This is a genomic window from Salinispira pacifica (genome assembly GCF_000507245.1).
GTDB lineage: Bacteria > Spirochaetota > Spirochaetia > DSM-27196 > Salinispiraceae > Salinispira > Salinispira pacifica.
Window position 1 is genome coordinate 2,834,135 of record NC_023035.1, and the last position, 19,116, is coordinate 2,853,250.

Genomic DNA, 19,116 nt, shown 5'->3' on the forward strand with positions numbered 1-19,116 from the left:
TCTGGATAGACGTGTACTCAACCATCCGGGACAAGGTGAGCTCCTACCAGCCCCTGGAGATCGAACCCAGCGTCATGGACACCCGGTATTATCCTCTGAGCTTCAGCTACCGGGCCCGCTCGCTCATCTCAAATCTGTCGGTGCACCGGATCTTTCCCCGTACCGGGGAGTTGAGCAGCCGGGACCGGGAGGATATGGCGGAATACCTTGAAGTGAACTTATCCCCCCTGGAAGAAGAGCGGTACCGGGACCATCTGAATTCCTTTCTCCCTGAAGAAGCGGGATATATGGAACGGATAACCGCCATCCTTAATCATTACCGGGAGTATCAGTATGAACTGGGCTTCACAGACGATGTAAGCATACCGGCGATTTCCGACTTTCTGTTCAACCACCGCAGCGGCGACTGTACGGAATTCTCCAACAGTGCGGCAATTCTCGCCCGGCTTGCGGGTATTCCCTCCCGGGTTGTCACAGGGTATCTGGTATCCGACGGACTGCAGACAAATGCCCACAGACAGGCATTAGGTCAGCTGAGAGAACAGTTTCCTCCCCTGGAGAAGGAGAATCCTTCAGACCTGTACCTGGTCACCACCGTGCACCGCCACTCCTGGGCACAGTTCTACCTTCCCGTGTACGGCTGGGTGGACTTCGAAGCCACCAGCAGTGCCATTCCCCCCCAGGGAGGCATGGATCCCAACTCCCTGAATGTGGTAATCCCTGATCTGCAGGAACGCACGGTGTACAACCGGCGCATCCCCATCCCCTGGGAGCTTCTGGGTACAATTGCCCTGATCATCGCGCTGCTCACAGCGGGAGGATTGTATTCCATTCGCTGGGGCCGGATTATCATGCTGGGAATCATCTCCCGGGGAAGCAGCGAAGCCTCTGCAAAGGCTCTCTACCGGCTGCTTCTGGTGCAGCTTCACGCAAAGGGCTGGGAACTGAAGCGTCCCGACCAGACACCCAAGGAATACGCCGGGGAAAACCCTCTTTTCGGGGATTTTGCCCGGCTCTATACCCGGATTCTCTACGCCCCCGGATGGGAGGCAGGGCAGACAGATCCTGAGCTGCGGGAGAAGCTCAGGAAGGAATACCGGAAACTGCTTAAAAGCGGCGATGCCGGACCCATCCCCGGCGCTGTGAAACGCATTCTGAGACTGATATTCGGACTCAGAGATATGAGGTATTTATGAGCAGACAGCACATGCAGGGAACCCGAAGCCGACGGCACATACCAGAAAGCCAGCGGCACACATCAGGCATACTCTCCGCCGTTTCACTGCGCCTGCTCCTGCTCATTCTGGCCGCCGGGCTTGTCCTTGCCTCCTGTTCCGGACGGAGAGAGTGGATAGAGTTCCGGGGAAATCAGGGCATCGGAAAGGCTGAAACCGCCATCAACCCTCCCATTGCAGTCAAATGGAAGCTGCTGCTCCAGAAACAGGAGGGAGACCGGCGGCTGTTCAACCAGCCCCTGGTTCTGGACAGCACCATTTACTTCGGCTCCGCAGACGGAAACTTTTACTCCCTGGATCTGAACAGCGGATACATGAACTGGACGTTCCGCAGCGGCGGCCCCATCAACTCGGTGGCCTATGCGGACGATGAACAGGTGTATTTCGGCTCAAGCGACGGCAACATATATGCGCTGGACCGGGAAACCGGCGAAGAAGCATGGCGCTTTGCCGCCAGGGGCCAGGTCAATTCCACGGTGATCCCCTACAAGAATATGATCGTTGCCGCCGCAGATGCCGATGCCATGTACTTCCTGGACCGGCAGGGAAATTTGCAGTTCTCCCTGGATAACCAGGTGTGGCACAGAAATTCGTTCCAGATTTTCAATGATATTCTTGCCTTTGCCCCGGGAAGCCCCCAGGATCCCTACAATCTCACAGTGTACGATCTGGAGACAGAGCAATACCTCTGGAGCCTGGATGAAAGTCTGGATCAGTACTACTGGTACAGTTTTCCCGGAGTCAAAAACGACCGGCTCTTCTTTTCGGTCACCGGACTTCCCCCGGGAAGGGGCTGGGAGCATTATTTCGGCGCCATCGGACTCCACAGCGGCGAACTTCTCTGGGAACGTACCGAGCCCGCCGTCCTGCCCGGAGCCGGGGATCCACAGCTTGCGGTGGACTATCTGCTGAAAAACAGTCTTCTTCTGGACTATGCGGCACCGGTGGTTTGGCGGAATCAGGTGATATATGCAATGGGTGACCTGCAGCTGCGCTCCTTCCACGCCGCCAGTGGTGAACTGCGCTGGAAAAGATCCTATGAGCGTCCGGTTTCCACCGCCCCCACCCTGGCCGGCGACCGCCTCTATTTCGGGCTTGAGGCTGATCCGGCAACCAACACCGGTACGCTGGTGTGCGCATCCCCCCGGGACGGAAGCATCCACTGGACCATGGAAATTCAGGGAAGCATACTCAATTCGCCGGTAATCGCAGGGCCCTGGATTATTTTCGGATCGGATGAAGGATACTTCTACGTTCTGGAAGAGGTGTTTCCCTGATTACGGTAAAATCGCATGCTGCAGCGGAATTGATCGGCAATTTCTGCTATAGTATCTCCATGTTTTCACACAAACGTCCCGCTGCCGCGGCGGCACTATGTTTGCCTGTTCTATTCATCGTCTCTCTTTCTGCGCTGAACGCCCAGCCTTCGGATTTCATTCAAACGGTTCAGCGTGAAACCCTGCCCCAGGAACAGATGCTCAGCAGCGGCGTGTACTCTCCCTTCGGAAATTACTTCGGTGTAATCAGCAGAAATAACCGGGTGAGAATGTACGATTCCAGCCACCGGCTGCTCTGGACATACCGCGGACGGGGACATCATGGTACGGCCCCTGCCCTTTCAATCAGCAGGAGTGAAAAGTTCACGTTTTTTCCCGGCTACGGCTCGGAATCGGCCATCGCCATGGTTTCCACTTCAGACGGCGAGCTGATCCGGCTATTCAACGGCCACAGTAGCGAGGTCCGTTCTCTCATCCTCACGCCGGATAACTCCTACCTCATCAGTTTTGCCCCGGGAGAACTCTTTCTCTGGAGACAAAACGGGACGGGCTACACCCTGGCTCACAAGCTGAATACCGGAGAGCTGCGGATCAGCAGCATGGCGGTATCTCCCGACGGGAACACACTCGTCCTGGGCAACAGCAGCGATTATATCAACCTCTACCGGATTGACGCCGAAAACCACAGACTGGTGCCCCGGGGCGAACTCCGCCCCAACAGCTATTTTTCCAATACCGGGTATCTCAACGGCCTTGCATTCTCCCCCGACGGTCAGTGGCTGGCAGCCGGTGTAAGGGAAGAGATCACCATCTACCGGCGGGAAGAGACCGGATATGAGCCGTTCCAGATCATTTCCGAACTAGACGACGGATATGTCTATTCCCTGGCGTTTGCTCCCGACGGAGAAAGCTTTTTTGCCGGATTCGGCGGAGGTACGGTGGGCATCTGGAAGCCGGGAACTTTTTTCAACTCAGAGGATGCCGGAGATAATGGCCGGGAGAACCAGCCAGAAGCGATGGGGGAAAAGGAACCGGAAGAAGGCTGGAAATATCAGTCCGGGTTTTCCACCGGACAGGAATATATTGCAGGTCTGGCATTTCATCCCATGGGGCAGAGTCTGGCAACGGTGAGCATCTCACAAAACGGCGTGGTTCTGTGGGCACTGGAAGGCAGTTCCCCGGGCGAACCGGGAACCCTGGCACAGCTGCTGAGGCTCCACAGCGGAGCCCCGCGGCCCGGAGACGCCCAGCTTGAGGTTATTACCCGGGCGAGTGCCGGTGAGCTGCTCGCCCGCCTGGGGGGCAAGCCGGGGGATGACGCTCTGGCACCCCGGGGGATGTTTGAGACCGCAGAAGCCTATCGGCTCCGGCGCTTGCAAGGGGCGGAGAGGGCCTTTGACCTGGTCATGGAACTCATACGTGAGCGCTTCCAGGCCCGGGAAGAGGGTGGAGAAAGCGGCGGCATGCTGTTTCCCCTCCAGGGACGGGGGGTCTATGATGCCGACGGCACGCTCTACACTCTGCCGGTAGCAGGCGCAGAGGCAGGAGTTCACATGGCGCCGGGGGAGGCGGAGCAGCTGTATATGAACTGGCAGGATGCGGCGGTTCGGGCCAGACCTTCCCGGGAAAACGGATATGAGTGGCTGCTTCTCCATCCGGTTCAGAACAGGGAATATCCGATCATTTTTGAACGGGATCCCATCCTGGGAATCTCCTCAAAGGGTGATACCCGCACTATTCCCCGGCTCTCAATTGACGAGAGAATGTTCATGGAAAACATCCAGGCGTCTCCGGTTTTTCCAGTACTATACCGGAGCTATGCCCGGCAGCCGGTTGTGACAATGGAAATATCAAACAAATGGGACCGCCCCGTCCAGAACCTGAGTGTTCAGGCAGGAATTGAAGGCTACGCCCCGCCGGCGGAATAATCGCCGATGGAGTGATCCCGCCGGGTGAGAGCAGGGAACTTCCGGTAACCATTAATTTCAGCAGGGAAATTATCAATTCCCAGTCAGCCGACAGCCTTGGACTCACCCTGGAATTTTCGTATATCAGGGGCAGCCGGCAACGGCGGGAAACCGTCACAATCCCCCTCACCCGCCTGGGGAACAACGCCCTGCAGTGGGATGATGACAGAAAAATCGCCGCATACATTCACACATCCCAGGATCCGCTGATCATGGAAACAAGCGGCTCAGTTCTGGCAGGCATACCCCGGGATATTTCCGACATGTTTCAGGGCAACATTCAGCGGGCCGCAGCCCTGTTTGAATGGATGCGGTCCAGGGAAATCGTGTATCGCCCCGATCCGATTACGCCCTACGCAGGCACGTCAGTCATCCCCGAAGAGATTGACTTCATTCAGTTTGCCAGGGAGACCATTCTGTTTCGTTCCGGGGACTGTGACGATCTATCTGTGCTGTACGCATCCCTCCTGGAGGCTGCATCCATCTCAACCGCCTTCATCACCACTCCCGGACACATCTTCCCCGCACTGGACAGCGGAATATCGGCCGAACATGAAAGCGGCTATTTTGCAGATCCGGGCATGGTAATCCGGAGGGACGGGAAATTGTGGATTCCGGTGGAAACCACCATTCTTCAGGAAGGATTTTTCCGGGCATGGCAGAAGGGTGCCCAACAGTGGCGGAGCACATCGGCGCAGGGAGATGCAGACTTCTTCACAACTGCAGAATCCTGGAGAATGTATCCGCCGGGGCATCCACCCCAAACCGTTCTTTCACGGAGCATTGACCCAGAAGATGAGAACGGGAAAGGAGCAAGCTTCCAGGAAGCCAGCTTCTCTCAAATCCGCAGCTATAGAGACCGTCAGATAGAACGTTTGATCAGCCTGCGTTCCCTGGAGAATCCGCAGAATGACCGGGATTACACCCGGCGAGGTATTATCTATGCACGCTTCGGCTTGAACTCCCGAGCTGGAACCGATTTCCGGGAAGCCATGAACCGGGGTGAGTCTGTGGAGCCGCTGCTTCACCTGGCGCGCCTTGCCTCGGCCTCAGGCGATTCGAGCACCGCACTGGAATATCTCAGTGAAGCAGTCAACCTGCAGCCTGACAACCCCCGGGTGCAGCTCGCTCTTGCCGCAGAACACCTGCTCAACGGTGATCTTGAATCCGCACGCAGTGCGTATACACGGCTCAATGTTCTGGATCCCCGGATGGCTGAACGCTTTCCTCTCTTCACGGATTCACTGCAGGATGGTTCAGCCGCCCTTCGGTCTGCCGGAAACGCAGCATCTCCCGGTCTCAGAAACTACCTGGATAGCTACTGGAGCGAATAATCCGGAAGCACAACGTACTACTGGTACATCAGGAATGCCCCCGCTTCCGGTACGTCGCCCGGCCGAACAGAATCAGGGTAATGTAAACCTGCGGCGGAAATCCCTGATCATCATCCGATGATGCTCGTTGTGATCGTGCTTCTGATTGTGCTCTGAATATTGCTCCCCGGGTTTGCCCATGATTACGAACCTATCTCCCTTCTATCCTTTTTTTAAAAGTAATCCCAATCGCAGGTTAGATTCCACCGTATCCCGCAAATTTCCGGATAATTGATAGTCCCTTGCCAATTGGTGGAACCGGGAAAAGGCTTCGCCCACCCGGCCGATTATCTCCCGGCTCTTCCTTTCGCTGAGATTACAATACCGGCCAAATTGCAGTAGATCTTCGTAAAGGAAATCATGATTTTTCCTGTTCAGCCGGCACTGATGATTACGAGTGAATTTACCTCCGGGATCGTATGCATACGTCAGATCGAAAGCCGGGGAAAGGCGCCATTTCCCGGACCGATCCATAAGAAAACCGGTATTCTTGGTGTGATCATCCTGGTTCCTTCCAATAACATTAAAAACAGCCCGCCTGAAGATCTCCGTTTCTGCACCATGCCCAAGCTTCAACTTCCGTATGAGCAATATTAATTGTTCATATGAGTGTGTTCCATCACGGTCCGCATGGTCCAATCCCGCCCATGAAACATAATGCAGCTTATCTAGTGTTCCGTTTCTGATTATTCGATCAAAGCGCTCTATCAAAAAATGGCGGTCTTTGGAATCATCAATCAGTTCAGTCCTCGGCATCTCGATACCCGCTTTGCGGGCAATCAGGCTGTAAATATATTCAAGGACGGGCATACCCCTGGGATCTGCTCCCTCCTTATCCTGATTGGAACTTGAATCGAATTTCAGAAGCCAGTACGTGTAATGAGGTCCATGGTTTACCGTACCATCCAATAGCTTCCCTGTACGTGATTTCGCAACAAGGGCTTTTGAGCGGGCGCCTCCCGCACTGGATCCTATTCGAATCATAGTCAGCGCAGCAGCCCGGTCATCTGTGGAGAGCAGGTTTCCATGCAATGTTGATTGACGTTGCTGCACACGCTCGGCCAATTCCGAAAGTTGCTGGACATCAAGTGCCGAACGCTGCAGAGGAAGAGTCTCCCCCGGCTTATATTCCAGGGCCCCCATTCCGCGATCCGCTATATAGCTAAGCCTGTCCAGCGTGGTAACCTCAGATGCCGGTATATTTTTTTCGGCCATATAGATGTCGATCAATTGGCTGCCGAATTTATCCGGCAGTGAATCCGCAATAAAGCCTGGAACACCCTGGAATGAGTTGAAACCAATTCCGCTGAAAGAAAAGCGGGCAGGAGGATACGTAAGATGAACAGGAGCGATTTGAATGCGGGATTCCATAAACTCCGGTTCGTATTCAAAAGTAGCTATGCGGGTTTGTCCCGGAGCATATCCAAGAGAACCGACCTTGGTACCCCAAAGTTGAACATCAACGGTTCCCCTCATTTTTCATCTCCCCAGTGAAAGTCACCGTCAGTCTTCTGTTTATCCCGGACACGCTTCGGCAACTCGACCTCGCTGTTTACCCTGGGACTGTAGGATCCGGATTCCGGAAACATCAATTTAAGCCGGTCAAGCTCCCCCATGGCTCGCAGGAGACGTATGAGATTCTTCAGGCTTGTACCCGTGGATCCCTGTTTAAAGTTATAGAAGGTTTTCCGACTGATACCTGCGGACTCCTCGATCTCCGCTTCTTTCATGTGATGCCCGATGCGGATTCTATCAATCTCGCCGGCAAGATCGCGAATGATTTCCTCATCAGTCATAAGGTTATAATTCATAATACATCCTTACAAGCAATATATTACTCATTATAGCACAATAACATACTTAACAGGTAATATTTTACTCATAATACCCATTTCAAAGCACCAATAACCTTCAACGCCGGCTGATGGCAGCATTACTCCGCCAGCGCTCCCGCGGCGGTGTTTCCTCCCTCGGTCATGCGCGAGCAATGTAGGATCGAAATAAAGTTGGTAAAAATACCCCCATATTTCAATGCATTTTAGCACCTGATTACAAAATAAAGTTGGTAAATAACATCTTAAAGAAGCTAAAAAGACGAAATCAATAAATAATAAAGTTGGTAAATTTACAGCAAAATACTATTCACCATACCGGTAAGTTTTTCACCTTCATGCAGCAGCAATTGATACATGTAAATATGTAATTAAAATCCAATTTCAGCCCGAATTCTGTTAATACTTAGTTGTGGTACTCTGCTGTCATTCGATAAAAAGGCTATTAATGAAGAGGATTGTATCCGTATTTCTTGAATTAACTCAGCACCACGATATGAAATATCATTAATCTCAATAAATCTTGAAATGCTCCAAACGGCAAGTCGATCAGATGCACCGAAATTGAATAGATCAAGTTGTTGCAGACTACCTAATCCATACTGTAAGAGATTCCCCCAATTCATCGCTATTTCTGAAACTTGCATATCCTCATGAATCTCCGAGACTAAAACAATAAGCCTATTCAGAGCTTCCAATAACGAATAGCCGATATCTTTACTGAGAATCTTAAGCGCGGTTTCTATATCCTCGTTGATTACCTCAGCAATCTCATAATAGGTACAACCAGACATCCAGCTTTCAATCACTTTACGGATTATAAATGATTCATTTTCAAGTTGCATAACCGTCAGATCAAGGATGCTACCGATTATTTCATCCATCCATTCTTCAGAAAAAACTTCATCCAGTTCCCTCCAGATTGGATTTTTATCAATCTCTATATCCCTAACAAGGCTCCAGAATCGAGGTGAAGAACCACTATTTTTTACTCCTATTCGTTGCTCCACAGGCACTGTGTCATGAAAATAGTTTATTCTCAAATTGAAAATTTGCTTTATTCTCTGTTGAAGTTCGATTGTCGAACAAAATTGATAAGCGAGTGTTTTCTCGACAAGCTCATCCACAAATTGCTCTACTCCCTCATTAAGCATTTCCATCGGCATTATTTCGATTAATGCAATATCAATTCGATCTAACGTAGCTAGAAAACTGTTGTCTTGTGCCTCTAATAAATCATTATTAAGTTCGATTTCGAAGTCGTTTATTGCTGTGTTAATGATATCCACTAGCTTAAAAAGAGCTCCTTTTGCAGGCTCCATATTCTGTTCTCGGAAGACATTTTCTAAAATATTGCGCTCGTTATCGTTTACAACAATTATCCTACCCTTCGTCTCCTTTCCTGCTCTACCAACTCTCCCAATAATATTCTTAATATTCCTGTTATTAATGGGTGAAAGACGATTCCCATCGTACCGCCTTATGGTATGTACGATTAAGGTCCGTATAGGCAAGTTCACCCCTTCTGCCAACGTACTTGTACAAAGTAACACTTGAATAATACCGGATTGTATAGCGTCCTCAATTTCCCTACGGATCTCCTGAGGCAGATCACCATGATGAAAACCAATTCCAAACTTCAATAATTTAGAGAGTCGATATTCGCTGCCAAAATGCAATTCTATATAGCGGCATAGCAAAGTAAGTTTTTTCGATGTATTATCAATTGGCTTAGATACAATATTCACATTAAGATTATGAAAATTTATCATGGTATCGGCTAGTCCATTAATCCCATTGCTCCCTTTCATAGTCGTAAAAACAGCAACTGGTCCAGTTTTCCTTGCCTTTAGCGCTACAGCGCATGCCAAGCTAGTATTTGTTGAATAGTTCCCAAGTAGTCTATATCTATTTGTAGCGAGGTTCTTATACCTGAAATCTTCTTTTGTTAAAAAATTAAGTATGAAATAGCTTTTAGGTCTTTCATATATAGTATTAAAATCCAATGCCCAAGAACGGTCATCTTGTCTCCGGATAAATGCAAAATCAGACTCGACAGGTTTATAATGAGATTCGACTAATGTGCGTGAGCTTCCACCTAACCATTTATGGATATCATTAACATTTGGTAAGATAGCCGACATGAAAATCACCTTCTTAGATGCATTTTCTGCTTTAATTAATCTGGTTAGGAGTAATTCATATTGGAACCCTCGATTATTATCATCAATCAAGTGACCTTCATCACAAATTATTGTATCAAAGCCGCTCCCGATGCCTGGCTCGAACTGGGATAAAGCAATGAATTTCTCAGGTGTAATAATAAGGACATCCGAATCTTCAAGCGTAAGTCCTTGTACTTTTGTTGGCAAATTTCCACCGTAACTTGCAACAACCCTCACTTGTGCAGCACTTAACCGCTTAGTAATTCCAATTGCAATTTCAGAAGCAAGTGCTCTAAAGGGGACCAAAAAAAGAACTCTTCTATTTAGTATTTTGACTTCGTTATAAATAATAATCTCAGTTAAAGAAGTTTTACCGGAAGATGTGGGCATTTGCATGCTATAAATAGTATTTTCAGTATATAAGACGCCACTATCCAGCATTTTAATTTGGGATGGAAACAACTCCCATAATTTGAATGTCGATCCATGATTACTTAATAGTGGCGCCCACTTCTCATAATTGAAACCTGAACTATTTCGAACTAAGGTTGTTACCAATGATTGTTTCTTAAATTGACTTATAATTTCTGCCATAAAACTTGAGGCAATGAATAGCCTTGGGTCTGTTTCCAAGCCTCGTTTTTTATTCGCTTGAAATTCGAGTAGTAGCTCATCTAATGCATTTGGATTTGAATATTCTAGATGGCTATTAAGCTTCTCATACCAAGTCCCGTCAATATCTAAGTCGCGATTTAGAAAATTGACAATAATTTGTTCTTCCTCACTTAGGGAATCAGTCTTTGATATATAGCCAACTAAATATGTTGCGGTAGCTGAATATCCCGCAATGTAAAACACCGATGCACAATAAAGTAAATTCAAATCTCTCTCTACACCGGTGATATACTTTGCGGCAGTGCTTTTTGAATATACAAGCAATGCTTTCGCAAGATCAATTAACGGGACTGAAGAAGCGCTATCCACTCGGCCATTTAACTGATCAAAGATCATTGAAATCAATGCAATATATAAATCATCACTTCTTTTTTTTACCTGATAATCTGCCCACTCACTCTCTGATATACCAAACTCAGTTGCACTCTCCCACGATTCAATTTCAGCCATTAAGTTTCGTAAGAGTTTACTCATGCAAATCCTGCTCTACAGGCGAGCTATATGTTTCTTCATAAAGTTGTTTTAAATTGTGAATACCAAATGCTATAACCCTGAAATCATCTGATATTTCTGGCACACAAATATCTTTAGCTAATTCTTGTCCAATATAATTCATGTCTATGAGTGATACAGCGCGATACTTCTTTTTAAAACTCGTCTCTAAAAGCTGATCTGTGAATCGAGATATATACTCTATGGTTTCTTTATTTTCATGCTTTATTGCTTGTTCCTTCAACCAAACAAGAGTTCGCGCCAATCTTCCTGTTTTATCATTTGCTGCTCCTTCAATTGAGGCCTCAATTGGTGAAAAATTTCCATTAGTCGACTTAACTTTGGCTTCCGCGCTTAGTACATAGTCATTAGCTGAAGCAGTATCATCAGAGTCTCGAAATATTACAATAACATCTGTATGCGGAGCAGGTTTATTTCTATCTTGCTTGTATCTCCATTTATATACTTTATGAACTTCTGAATGGGCATAATCAGATAAGTAATTGAGCGTAAAAATTTCACCGAAATCACCTGCCATTACGCTACCTCTATCAGGGAAAACACTCTTCAGAATTTCTCTTATTGACAAACCAGTACGTAATTGCTGTGTCTGTAATTTGGTGCCTGATATATAGCATTGAGACAGCTCACCAGACAGCAAATCCACCAAATAAACATTACATTTTTGGGGGATAGAATATACTTCAACATCAACTATTGGAGATGGACCAGAATAGGGGTAGAGTAGATCAATTATAGTTTTTTTCATAACCTCTCGATACTAGTGTTTCAATACAGCTTCTTTCTAATCTAAAAGCTTCCTAGTAGTGCTCCTTTATATACCCATAAGCCTTTTCGAATAGTTCTTGCTCTTTATGAAGTTTATATTTAAAGAGCGCTTGCCGAAGCACTTTCTGTATATCTTTCTGACCGGTATGCGTGCTTTGCCATCCGTCAAACCGTGTGACTTTTACAATCTGGTCTATATCCCCAACAACGTTAGCGATTATTTGAGGAGTTGTATCACTTTTTACTTCGAGAAAAATCTCTGTAAGAGCTTGCTTGTCATCGGGAATGACTTCTTCATGGGTCTCGTTTTCAAGGCGGACCATGTCCCGGGCGGCATCAAGGAGTTCCTTCAGCCAGTCGAGGCTACTCAGAACACCGGCTTCATATTTATCTTTGAGCCGCTCAAGGCGCTGGCCCAGTTCTTCAAAACGAGGATCATTCTTCGAGCGGACCTTTGCCATTAGTGACAGATTCAGCTTTTTGGCTTTTTTCTTTTTCTCTTCCTCGGTCAATTCAAAGACCGATTCCGCATCCATGATCAGCTCGTCGATATCACCCCTGATGCGATCAATCTCGGTGTGTTCATGAATCAGCTTGATGGTTTCCGGTCCAAGGGATTCCCAAAGCAAAGAGCCCAACCCACCGACAGGCTTAATCGACTCATAAACCTGCGCCAGCCAGCGGTAATCTTTGCGGAAGGCATTCAGATATGGGTCAGGTGTAATTGCTTCCCAGAAGCGTTTCAACACATTGAACTGAGCAGCAAAAGCGTCTTTCTTTTCATTTCCGACCAGACAATCCTGCGCGGCAATCAAACCTTCATAACCTTCAACGGTTCGATCAACACCCGGGAAATACTCCAGGCATTTTCCAATGGCTTCCGGGAACAGCTTTTTAAATGCCTCAACGCTTTCCACCACACCTTCGATTTCCTTGGGATCGTAATCCAGTGCCTTGGCGACATTCTCAAACACCCCGAGGTAATCAATGATTAGGCCGTGCTTTTTGGTGTCACTGTAAAGACGGTTGGTTCGACACATGGCCTGAAGCAAAGTGTGATCCCGAAGCGGTTTATCCAGATACATGCAGTAGCAGATCGGTGCGTCAAACCCGGTAAGCAGCTTGGCCGTTACCACAATCACCTTCAGCGGATCGGAAGCGTCACGATACCGATCAAGAAGCTGCTCTTGAACCTCCGGGCTGGCATCAATTCCCTGCCAACGTTTAAAATCGTCTTTTTCTACCGGGAGATCGAGCTTCTGCCATTTAAGCCAGTCGGGCGCAATTTTCTTCGGCTTACCGTTCTCGTCCGTTTCTTCTTCAATGGTGCCCTGTGAAATGTTCATGACCACTTCCACCGCATCTTTCCCCAGACGCTCGCAGAGGAGGTAATACATCTGCACCACGGCATCCCGGTCATACACCACAACCATGCCTTTGAACTGTTTCGGCTCCACATGGGTTTTGAAATGATCCGAGATGTCATCCGCGATGGCGGTGATGCGTTTAGGAGCCTTCAGCAGATGAGCAAGTTTCCCGGCTTTTTGAGAGATAAAAGTTTTTTCCTCTTCGCTCAGGTTGTTCTGCTCTGCCAGCTCCTCAAATTCCTTATCAATCGTCTCCCGGTCGATGCGCAACTCAACAAGCCGAGGCTCGAATTTAACAGGTAGTGTCGCTTCATCACGGATAGACTGTTTATAGGAGTATCGATTGAGATATCTGCCCGGATCATTGGGAGAACCGAACAGCTTAAAAGTGTTTCGTTCAAGACCTGAAATCGGCGTACCGGTCAACCCGAAGAAAAAAGCATTCGGCAGCGCCCAGCGCATCTTTTCACCCAGACTACCTTCTTGCGTGCGGTGCGCTTCATCCACCAGCACAATGATATTATCCCGGGGATTCAGGCCATCGGTCTGGTGTTCATCAATTTCCACCTCATCGAATTTGAAAACGGTGGTGATCAGGATCTGTCGGGAATCCTGCTTAAGCTCCTTAGCCAGTGCCTTACAGGACTTCACCGGCGTGACATTTTTGACAGCAGCATTGTTGAACACTGAGTTTATCTGACTATCCAGATCCACCCGGTCTACCACAACCACCACGGTTGGATTTTTCAGGTCTGGGTCTGCCTTGAGCATTTGCGCTGCAAACAGCATCAAGAGTGATTTACCGGAACCCTGAAAATGCCAGATCAACCCCTGACGGGCATCCTGTGTTTTTACACGCTCCACAATGGCCTTGGCGGCTTCATACTGCGGGTAACGGGGAAGAATTTTGATTTTAAAGCTCGGCTTGCCTTCTCCCTGCTTGACAGTAGAGAACACCACAAAGGATTGCAGGATTTCCAGCAGCGTCTTCGGGTGCAGCAGACGCTCAGCACTCTTTAGCACGGTACGCATATCCTGCGGTATCTCTTCCCGGTCTTCGGTACTATGCCACGGAGCCCAGTTTTTGAAACGGGCACCGATCGCGCCGTAATAGAAGGTTTTTCCCTCCGAGGCGAAGCAGAGCAGGTTCGGCACAAAAAAGGCTTTCTGGTTTTCCCAGTAATGTTTTTGGCCGCCCAGAAAATCCGCTGCACCATCCTGCCAACTGATGGCATCGCGCACCGGTGTTTTTACCTCGCCGACCACCAATGGTAGGCCGTTGACATAAAGCACCAAGTCAAAATAACAATCTCTCGTGCCAGTAAACTGAACCTGCTGGCTGACCACAAAGTGATTGTTTTGTGGGATGTCGAAATCAAGCAGGTGAATGGTGATGTGTTCACCATCTTTGCCCAGAGGCATGGATATGCGTCCCAGCAGCCAATCCTGAAAAATCTCATTGGCCCGGATAAGCCCGCTGTAACCCGCTTCCAACAGCACGCCACGCAGGCGGTGAATCACTTCGTCCGCCAGATCCGGGTTGGCCGCCAGTGGTTTATTCAATCGGCACAGAGCATCCTTGAGCCAGGAATCGACAAAAACATCCTGCGGCTGCTTGCCATAGAGCACCAGATTTTCACCATGAACATATTTCCACTTCAGGTCTCTGTTGCCCGCAATGTATTCGGCCGTCTCTTCAGCCACCATACCGCTTTGAGCGGTGACGGGCTTGCCAACGAGGTGGTCACGCAGAGCATTCTCGATGGTATTCATCTCATTGAAGCTCATTGGACACCTCCAGAAATAGCAAAGCTGAAATAGCTTCTTCTTGTATGTAAAAGCTGGCGGAGTTTTTTTAGAGTTACTTGTTCAATTCCTTCTATTGATTTGAGCAAATCAATAGATTTTTTCTGAGCATTGGCTGATGGCAAAACAAAAGGTGTGCTTCTCAACAGTTCTAAATTGATGCCTTTTACGGTAGTCCCTTTACCAACAGAGTCGAAGTAACTTTCTTTTGAAACTAACCAATAAAGTAGATATTCAGAAAGTAATACATCTTTCGGGAAAAGTGCTTTTAAATCCTGGTTTATTGTAATTGGCTTATCAAATATTGCAGCTTTTCCAACACCTATTCTTGTGGCCACAATAGGTGTTGCTTCAGGTATTAAATTTGTGGCGCTGTTGTTTAAACCTTCTTCGGTGATCGACTCTAGTGAAGCGCTTAGTCGAACTCCTTTTAAATCTTTAACTGTTACCCAAGGTATTTTGCCATTCCAATATTTAGTAACAGTTCTACGTGGTGTACCACCGCCAACAATTTTTTCAAGGACATCGCCTAAAGAACATTCTATAACCGTTTCGTCTTGATAAATTGAAATAGGGTCGTTTAATAGCTTATTGCTGATTATTTCTTTAAACAGATTGATTCGTTCAACCAATCTGATGTTTTTACCGTAATTATCCTCAACCTTCTCCAGCACTTCGAGGATCTCTTTCTGGCGCTCAATCGGCGGCAGAGGGAATTCAAATTCAGCCAGTGACTTCCATTTGGTTCTTGGGGATAGAGACCCGGAGGAAGTTTTCTCTGCCCAGTCAAAAAAGGCATCCGATTGAATGATAAAAGGCAGCAGCTCGGGAATGATTTTCTTCGGAATCGCATCCATCACAATGATGTCGCACGAACAGATACCTTCAAAGTCTGCAACAGCAGCTTTCTTCTGATAGCAACGACGTTTGCCAAAGAGGATCTGCCCGGCAGAAAAGCGTCGGGTAAAGCTGGGATTGTCTTCTGCAATGATTCCTTTCCGAGCAATGCGCAGCGACTGCGGGTCTAAATGCTCAAGGCCGACATAAAACTCCAAACCGTCCTCGGCAGGGTCTTTGGTTGTCGACTTCACTTCTTTGGCAATCTCCCCGAACTTAACGATTTGCCATCCGACCTTTATCTGCTTTTCTGAAAGTTCTATTGCCATTGTTACACCTCAATTCCTAAGTCAGCCAATGCTGCAAAAAGATTCTTAGACTGCTTTTTGAGTTCAACGCGGCCGACCTGCCAAGCCTCGATGGTTGATTCCAAACTCTGACCGTCACCATTTGTACCATTGTGAACATACAGAGGAATCGAGAGGTTGTGCATGTTCTCTCTGATCTCTTCAATATCCGCTAAGCGGGCGACCTCTTCATGGTTTTCCGGCTCAAAATAGGCCGCCACCAGTCGCTCAAGGTTTTTGTCACTCAAGAAGCTGAACGCTCTTTCCCGGGTCACTTCCTTAACACCGTTTATGAACAGCACTTTGTTCTTTCTCTCTTTGGGTTTGTTCATGCGCAGGATGACCACGCATGATTCCATGGGAGAGTTGTAAAACAGGTTAGGCCCCAGACCGATAACAGCCTCAATCATGTCGGCTTCGATTACTTTTTTGCGGATATCCTGTTCGGAATCTCTGAACAGAACGCCGTGTGGCCAAAGCATGGCGGCCCTGCCGGTTTTAGGATTCAGGCTTTTGATGATGTGCTGAAAAAACGCATAGTCAGCGCAGCCTTGAGGAGGCACACCGAATTCATTTCGTTTGAAAGGATCTGCACCAAATTTGCTTCTGTTCCACTTCTTGATCGAGTACGGCGGATTGGCAAAGATGACATCAAACTGCTTGAGGCGATCATATTCGAGAAACTTTGGCTCCGCGAGTGTATCGCCACGTTGAATATCAAACTCCTCAATATCATGAAGGAACATATTCATTCTGGCGATGGCGCTGGTCAGCAGGTTTACTTCTTGCCCGAACAGTTTGACCGTGCGCCATTCCTTACCATCGGTGCGCAAATCCATCACCGCATTAAGAAGCATGCCACCGGTTCCACATGTCGGGTCATATGCGCTTTCGCCGGGTTTCAGCTCCATTACTCGAGTCATGAGATGGACCACTGTTCTGTTGGTGTAAAATTCAGCGGCTGTATGGCCGGAATCATCTGCAAATTTTTTGATGAGGTATTCGTAAGCTGCTCCAAGGTCGTCCTGGGTTACTGCGCTGATACCCAGCGGAATCTTGCTGAAATGTTCCACCAATGACGCCAGCAGGTGATCCGGAAGCCGTTCTTTATTGGTCCATTGCGCATCACCGAATACGCCGTATAGACGCTGGTTGCTTTTCTCAATGGTCCGCAGTGCCTTTTGTATGAAAGCACCGATATTGGTCGAGGTCTCACGAAGTGTATCCCAACGGGCGGATTCTGGAATTATGAACCGATGCTGCTCAGGTAGTGCGGCAAACTCTTCATCCCCATCCGAAAAGGCCAGAGCTTCTTCATACTCGTCCTTATAAACGTCAGACAGTCTTTTATAGAAAAGCAGCGGGAAGATATACTGTTTGTAGTCGGAAGCGTCGATTTGTCCCCGCAGGAATTCTGCGGCTCCCCAGAGCATGCTTTCCAGTTGTTGTTGCGAAAGACTCATAGTTCAAAACCCTCCCGTTCAAGTAGCAGTTCCAGTTCATTTTCCGCAGTCTCAAGTTCTGCCAGCTTGGCTTTGAAATCACGGAGGGCTTCTTCTACGGTAATTTTTTCTTCTTCGAGCGGTTTTTGGACGTATCTTGCAATGTTCAGGTTGAAGTCATTTTCTTTGAGCTCGGCATACTCGACCCATCGGGTAACGCCTTCTTCCTCAAAAGAGCTCTGCTTTTGTTTCTTGTAGAGCTGGTAAATCTCGTCGGCCTGTCCGGTAGTCATGGTGTTTTGAGCTCGGCCTTTGGTGTAGATTTCCTCCGCATTGATAAACAACACCGGAGATTTTGCTTTGACTGATTTTCTTAAAACAAGGATGGAGGCAGGGATTCCTGTTCCATAGAACAAATTGCCTGCTAATCCTATCACCGCTTCAATAGTACCCAAGTCCAAGAGTTTCTTCCGGATCTTCGCCTCTGCACCGGACCTGAACAAAACCCCATGAGGCAGAACAACAGCCATCCGGCCACTGCCTTCCTTCATGGATGTGTACATGTGCATGACCCATGCAAAGTCACCGTTGGTCTTTGGGGCCAGTCCAAACGTATGCCTGTTAAAAGGATCGGAAGACCACTTCTCATGGCCCCACTCTTTTAAGCTGAAGGGTGGATTTGCGATTACGCAATCAAACTGTTCAAGGCGGTCGTAAGTGAGAAACTTCGGATCTCTCAGGGTATCTCCGCGTCGTATTTCAAAATCTTCCATCCCGTGGAGATAGAGGTTCATCCGGGCGATCGCTTCAGTCGTCAGATTCTTTTCCTGCCCTTTGAGCTTCAGCAAACGTGGGTCGCCACCATGCTCACGAACATGATGAACGGTCTCCAAAAGCATACCGCCGGTACCGCATGCAGGGTCGTAGACTGTTTCGCCGGGCTGAGGGCCCAGCACATTGACCATCAAGCGGACGATTGATCGCGGCGTATAAAACTCTCCGGCCTTCTTGTTGGCCTTGTCGGCAAATCGCTTGATCAGATATTCATAGGCTCTACCCATGTCGTCATCACGAACATGACCAACACCAAGCCTGATTTTGTTAAAGTGATTCAGGAGCTGGAGGAGAAGATGGTCTGGTAGGCGTTCTTTGTTGGTCCATGGCGCATCTCCAAAAATTCCATAGAGACGGTCATTTGTCTTTTCGATTCCAAGAAAAGCAGCTTTCAGCGCTTTACCTACATCCTTTGTTGCAGCGATGACATCATTCCAATGGCACCCCTCTGGCACCTCAATACGGTGCTGTTCTGGCGCTTTTGCCATTTCTTCGTCGCCATAGAACTCCATGGCTTCTTCAAATTCTTCATTGTAAACATCACAAACCCGCTTAAAGAAGAGTATGGGAAAGATGTAAGTCTTATAGTCCGACGCATCGATCGGGCCGGTTATGATATGGGCAGCTTCCCATAAATGACGCTCAATGTCTTGTAGCTTGATTGTTGATTGCGACATG

12 protein-coding genes are annotated in these 19,116 nt (G+C 48.2%); 4 read left to right on the forward strand and 8 right to left on the reverse strand.

What is annotated here, in order from left to right; genetic code table 11:
• Positions 1 to 11 precede the first annotated feature (11 nt).
• From L21SP2_RS12455 to L21SP2_RS12470, 4 genes are all read left to right on the forward strand, one after another.
• The gene (locus tag L21SP2_RS12455) at positions 12 to 1,196 is read left to right on the forward strand and encodes a transglutaminase-like domain-containing protein (RefSeq protein ID WP_024268894.1); all 1,185 of its coding nucleotides are present in this window, start codon (positions 12 to 14) and stop codon (positions 1,194 to 1,196) included.
• Complete coding sequence (locus L21SP2_RS12460) at positions 1,193 to 2,512, forward strand: outer membrane protein assembly factor BamB family protein (protein WP_024268895.1); 1,320 nt, start codon at positions 1,193 to 1,195, stop codon at positions 2,510 to 2,512. Before L21SP2_RS12455 ends, L21SP2_RS12460 begins: the two co-directional genes overlap by 4 nt.
• 101 nt (positions 2,513 to 2,613) lie before the next feature.
• Positions 2,614 to 4,440, forward strand: coding sequence for a WD40 repeat domain-containing protein (locus tag L21SP2_RS12465; protein WP_024268896.1), 1,827 nt, complete (start codon positions 2,614 to 2,616; stop codon positions 4,438 to 4,440).
• Between the two features lie 11 nt (positions 4,441 to 4,451).
• A complete protein-coding gene (locus L21SP2_RS12470) occupies positions 4,452 to 5,813 on the forward strand; it encodes a hypothetical protein (protein WP_024268897.1) in 1,362 nt (453 codons plus the stop codon).
• A 201-nt stretch (positions 5,814 to 6,014) separates the two neighbouring features.
• Here the strand turns inward: L21SP2_RS12470 and L21SP2_RS12475 are convergent, their stop codons facing one another.
• The 8 genes from L21SP2_RS12475 to L21SP2_RS12510 all read right to left on the reverse strand — a co-directional run bounded on the left by L21SP2_RS12475 (position 6,015) and on the right by L21SP2_RS12510 (position 19,115).
• Positions 6,015 to 7,328, reverse strand: a complete 1,314-nt coding sequence (locus tag L21SP2_RS12475; RefSeq protein WP_024268898.1) for a type II toxin-antitoxin system HipA family toxin — start codon at positions 7,326 to 7,328, stop codon at positions 6,015 to 6,017.
• Complete coding sequence (locus L21SP2_RS12480; protein WP_024268899.1) at positions 7,325 to 7,663, reverse strand: helix-turn-helix domain-containing protein; 339 nt, start codon at positions 7,661 to 7,663, stop codon at positions 7,325 to 7,327. Before L21SP2_RS12480 ends, L21SP2_RS12475 begins: the two co-directional genes overlap by 4 nt.
• 392 nt (positions 7,664 to 8,055) lie before the next feature.
• Positions 8,056 to 10,998, reverse strand: coding sequence for a DEAD/DEAH box helicase (locus tag L21SP2_RS12485; RefSeq protein WP_024268900.1), 2,943 nt, complete (start codon positions 10,996 to 10,998; stop codon positions 8,056 to 8,058).
• Positions 10,991 to 11,785: a Hachiman antiphage defense system protein HamA gene (locus tag L21SP2_RS12490; RefSeq protein WP_024268901.1), complete on the reverse strand. Its 795-nt coding sequence runs from the start codon at positions 11,783 to 11,785 to the stop codon at positions 10,991 to 10,993. The genes L21SP2_RS12485 and L21SP2_RS12490 overlap by 8 nt, the downstream gene beginning before the upstream one ends.
• 52 nt (positions 11,786 to 11,837) lie before the next feature.
• Positions 11,838 to 14,960, reverse strand: a complete 3,123-nt coding sequence (locus tag L21SP2_RS12495) for a type I restriction endonuclease subunit R (RefSeq protein ID WP_024268902.1) — start codon at positions 14,958 to 14,960, stop codon at positions 11,838 to 11,840.
• Positions 14,957 to 16,144: a restriction endonuclease subunit S gene (locus L21SP2_RS17445; protein WP_024268903.1), complete on the reverse strand. Its 1,188-nt coding sequence runs from the start codon at positions 16,142 to 16,144 to the stop codon at positions 14,957 to 14,959. The genes L21SP2_RS12495 and L21SP2_RS17445 overlap by 4 nt, the downstream gene beginning before the upstream one ends.
• A gap of 2 nt (positions 16,145 to 16,146) precedes the next feature.
• Positions 16,147 to 17,625, reverse strand: a complete 1,479-nt coding sequence (locus tag L21SP2_RS12505) for a type I restriction-modification system subunit M (protein ID WP_024268904.1) — start codon at positions 17,623 to 17,625, stop codon at positions 16,147 to 16,149.
• The gene (locus tag L21SP2_RS12510) at positions 17,622 to 19,115 is read right to left on the reverse strand and encodes a type I restriction-modification system subunit M (protein WP_024268905.1); all 1,494 of its coding nucleotides are present in this window, start codon (positions 19,113 to 19,115) and stop codon (positions 17,622 to 17,624) included. Before L21SP2_RS12510 ends, L21SP2_RS12505 begins: the two co-directional genes overlap by 4 nt.
• Position 19,116 lies beyond the last annotated feature (1 nt).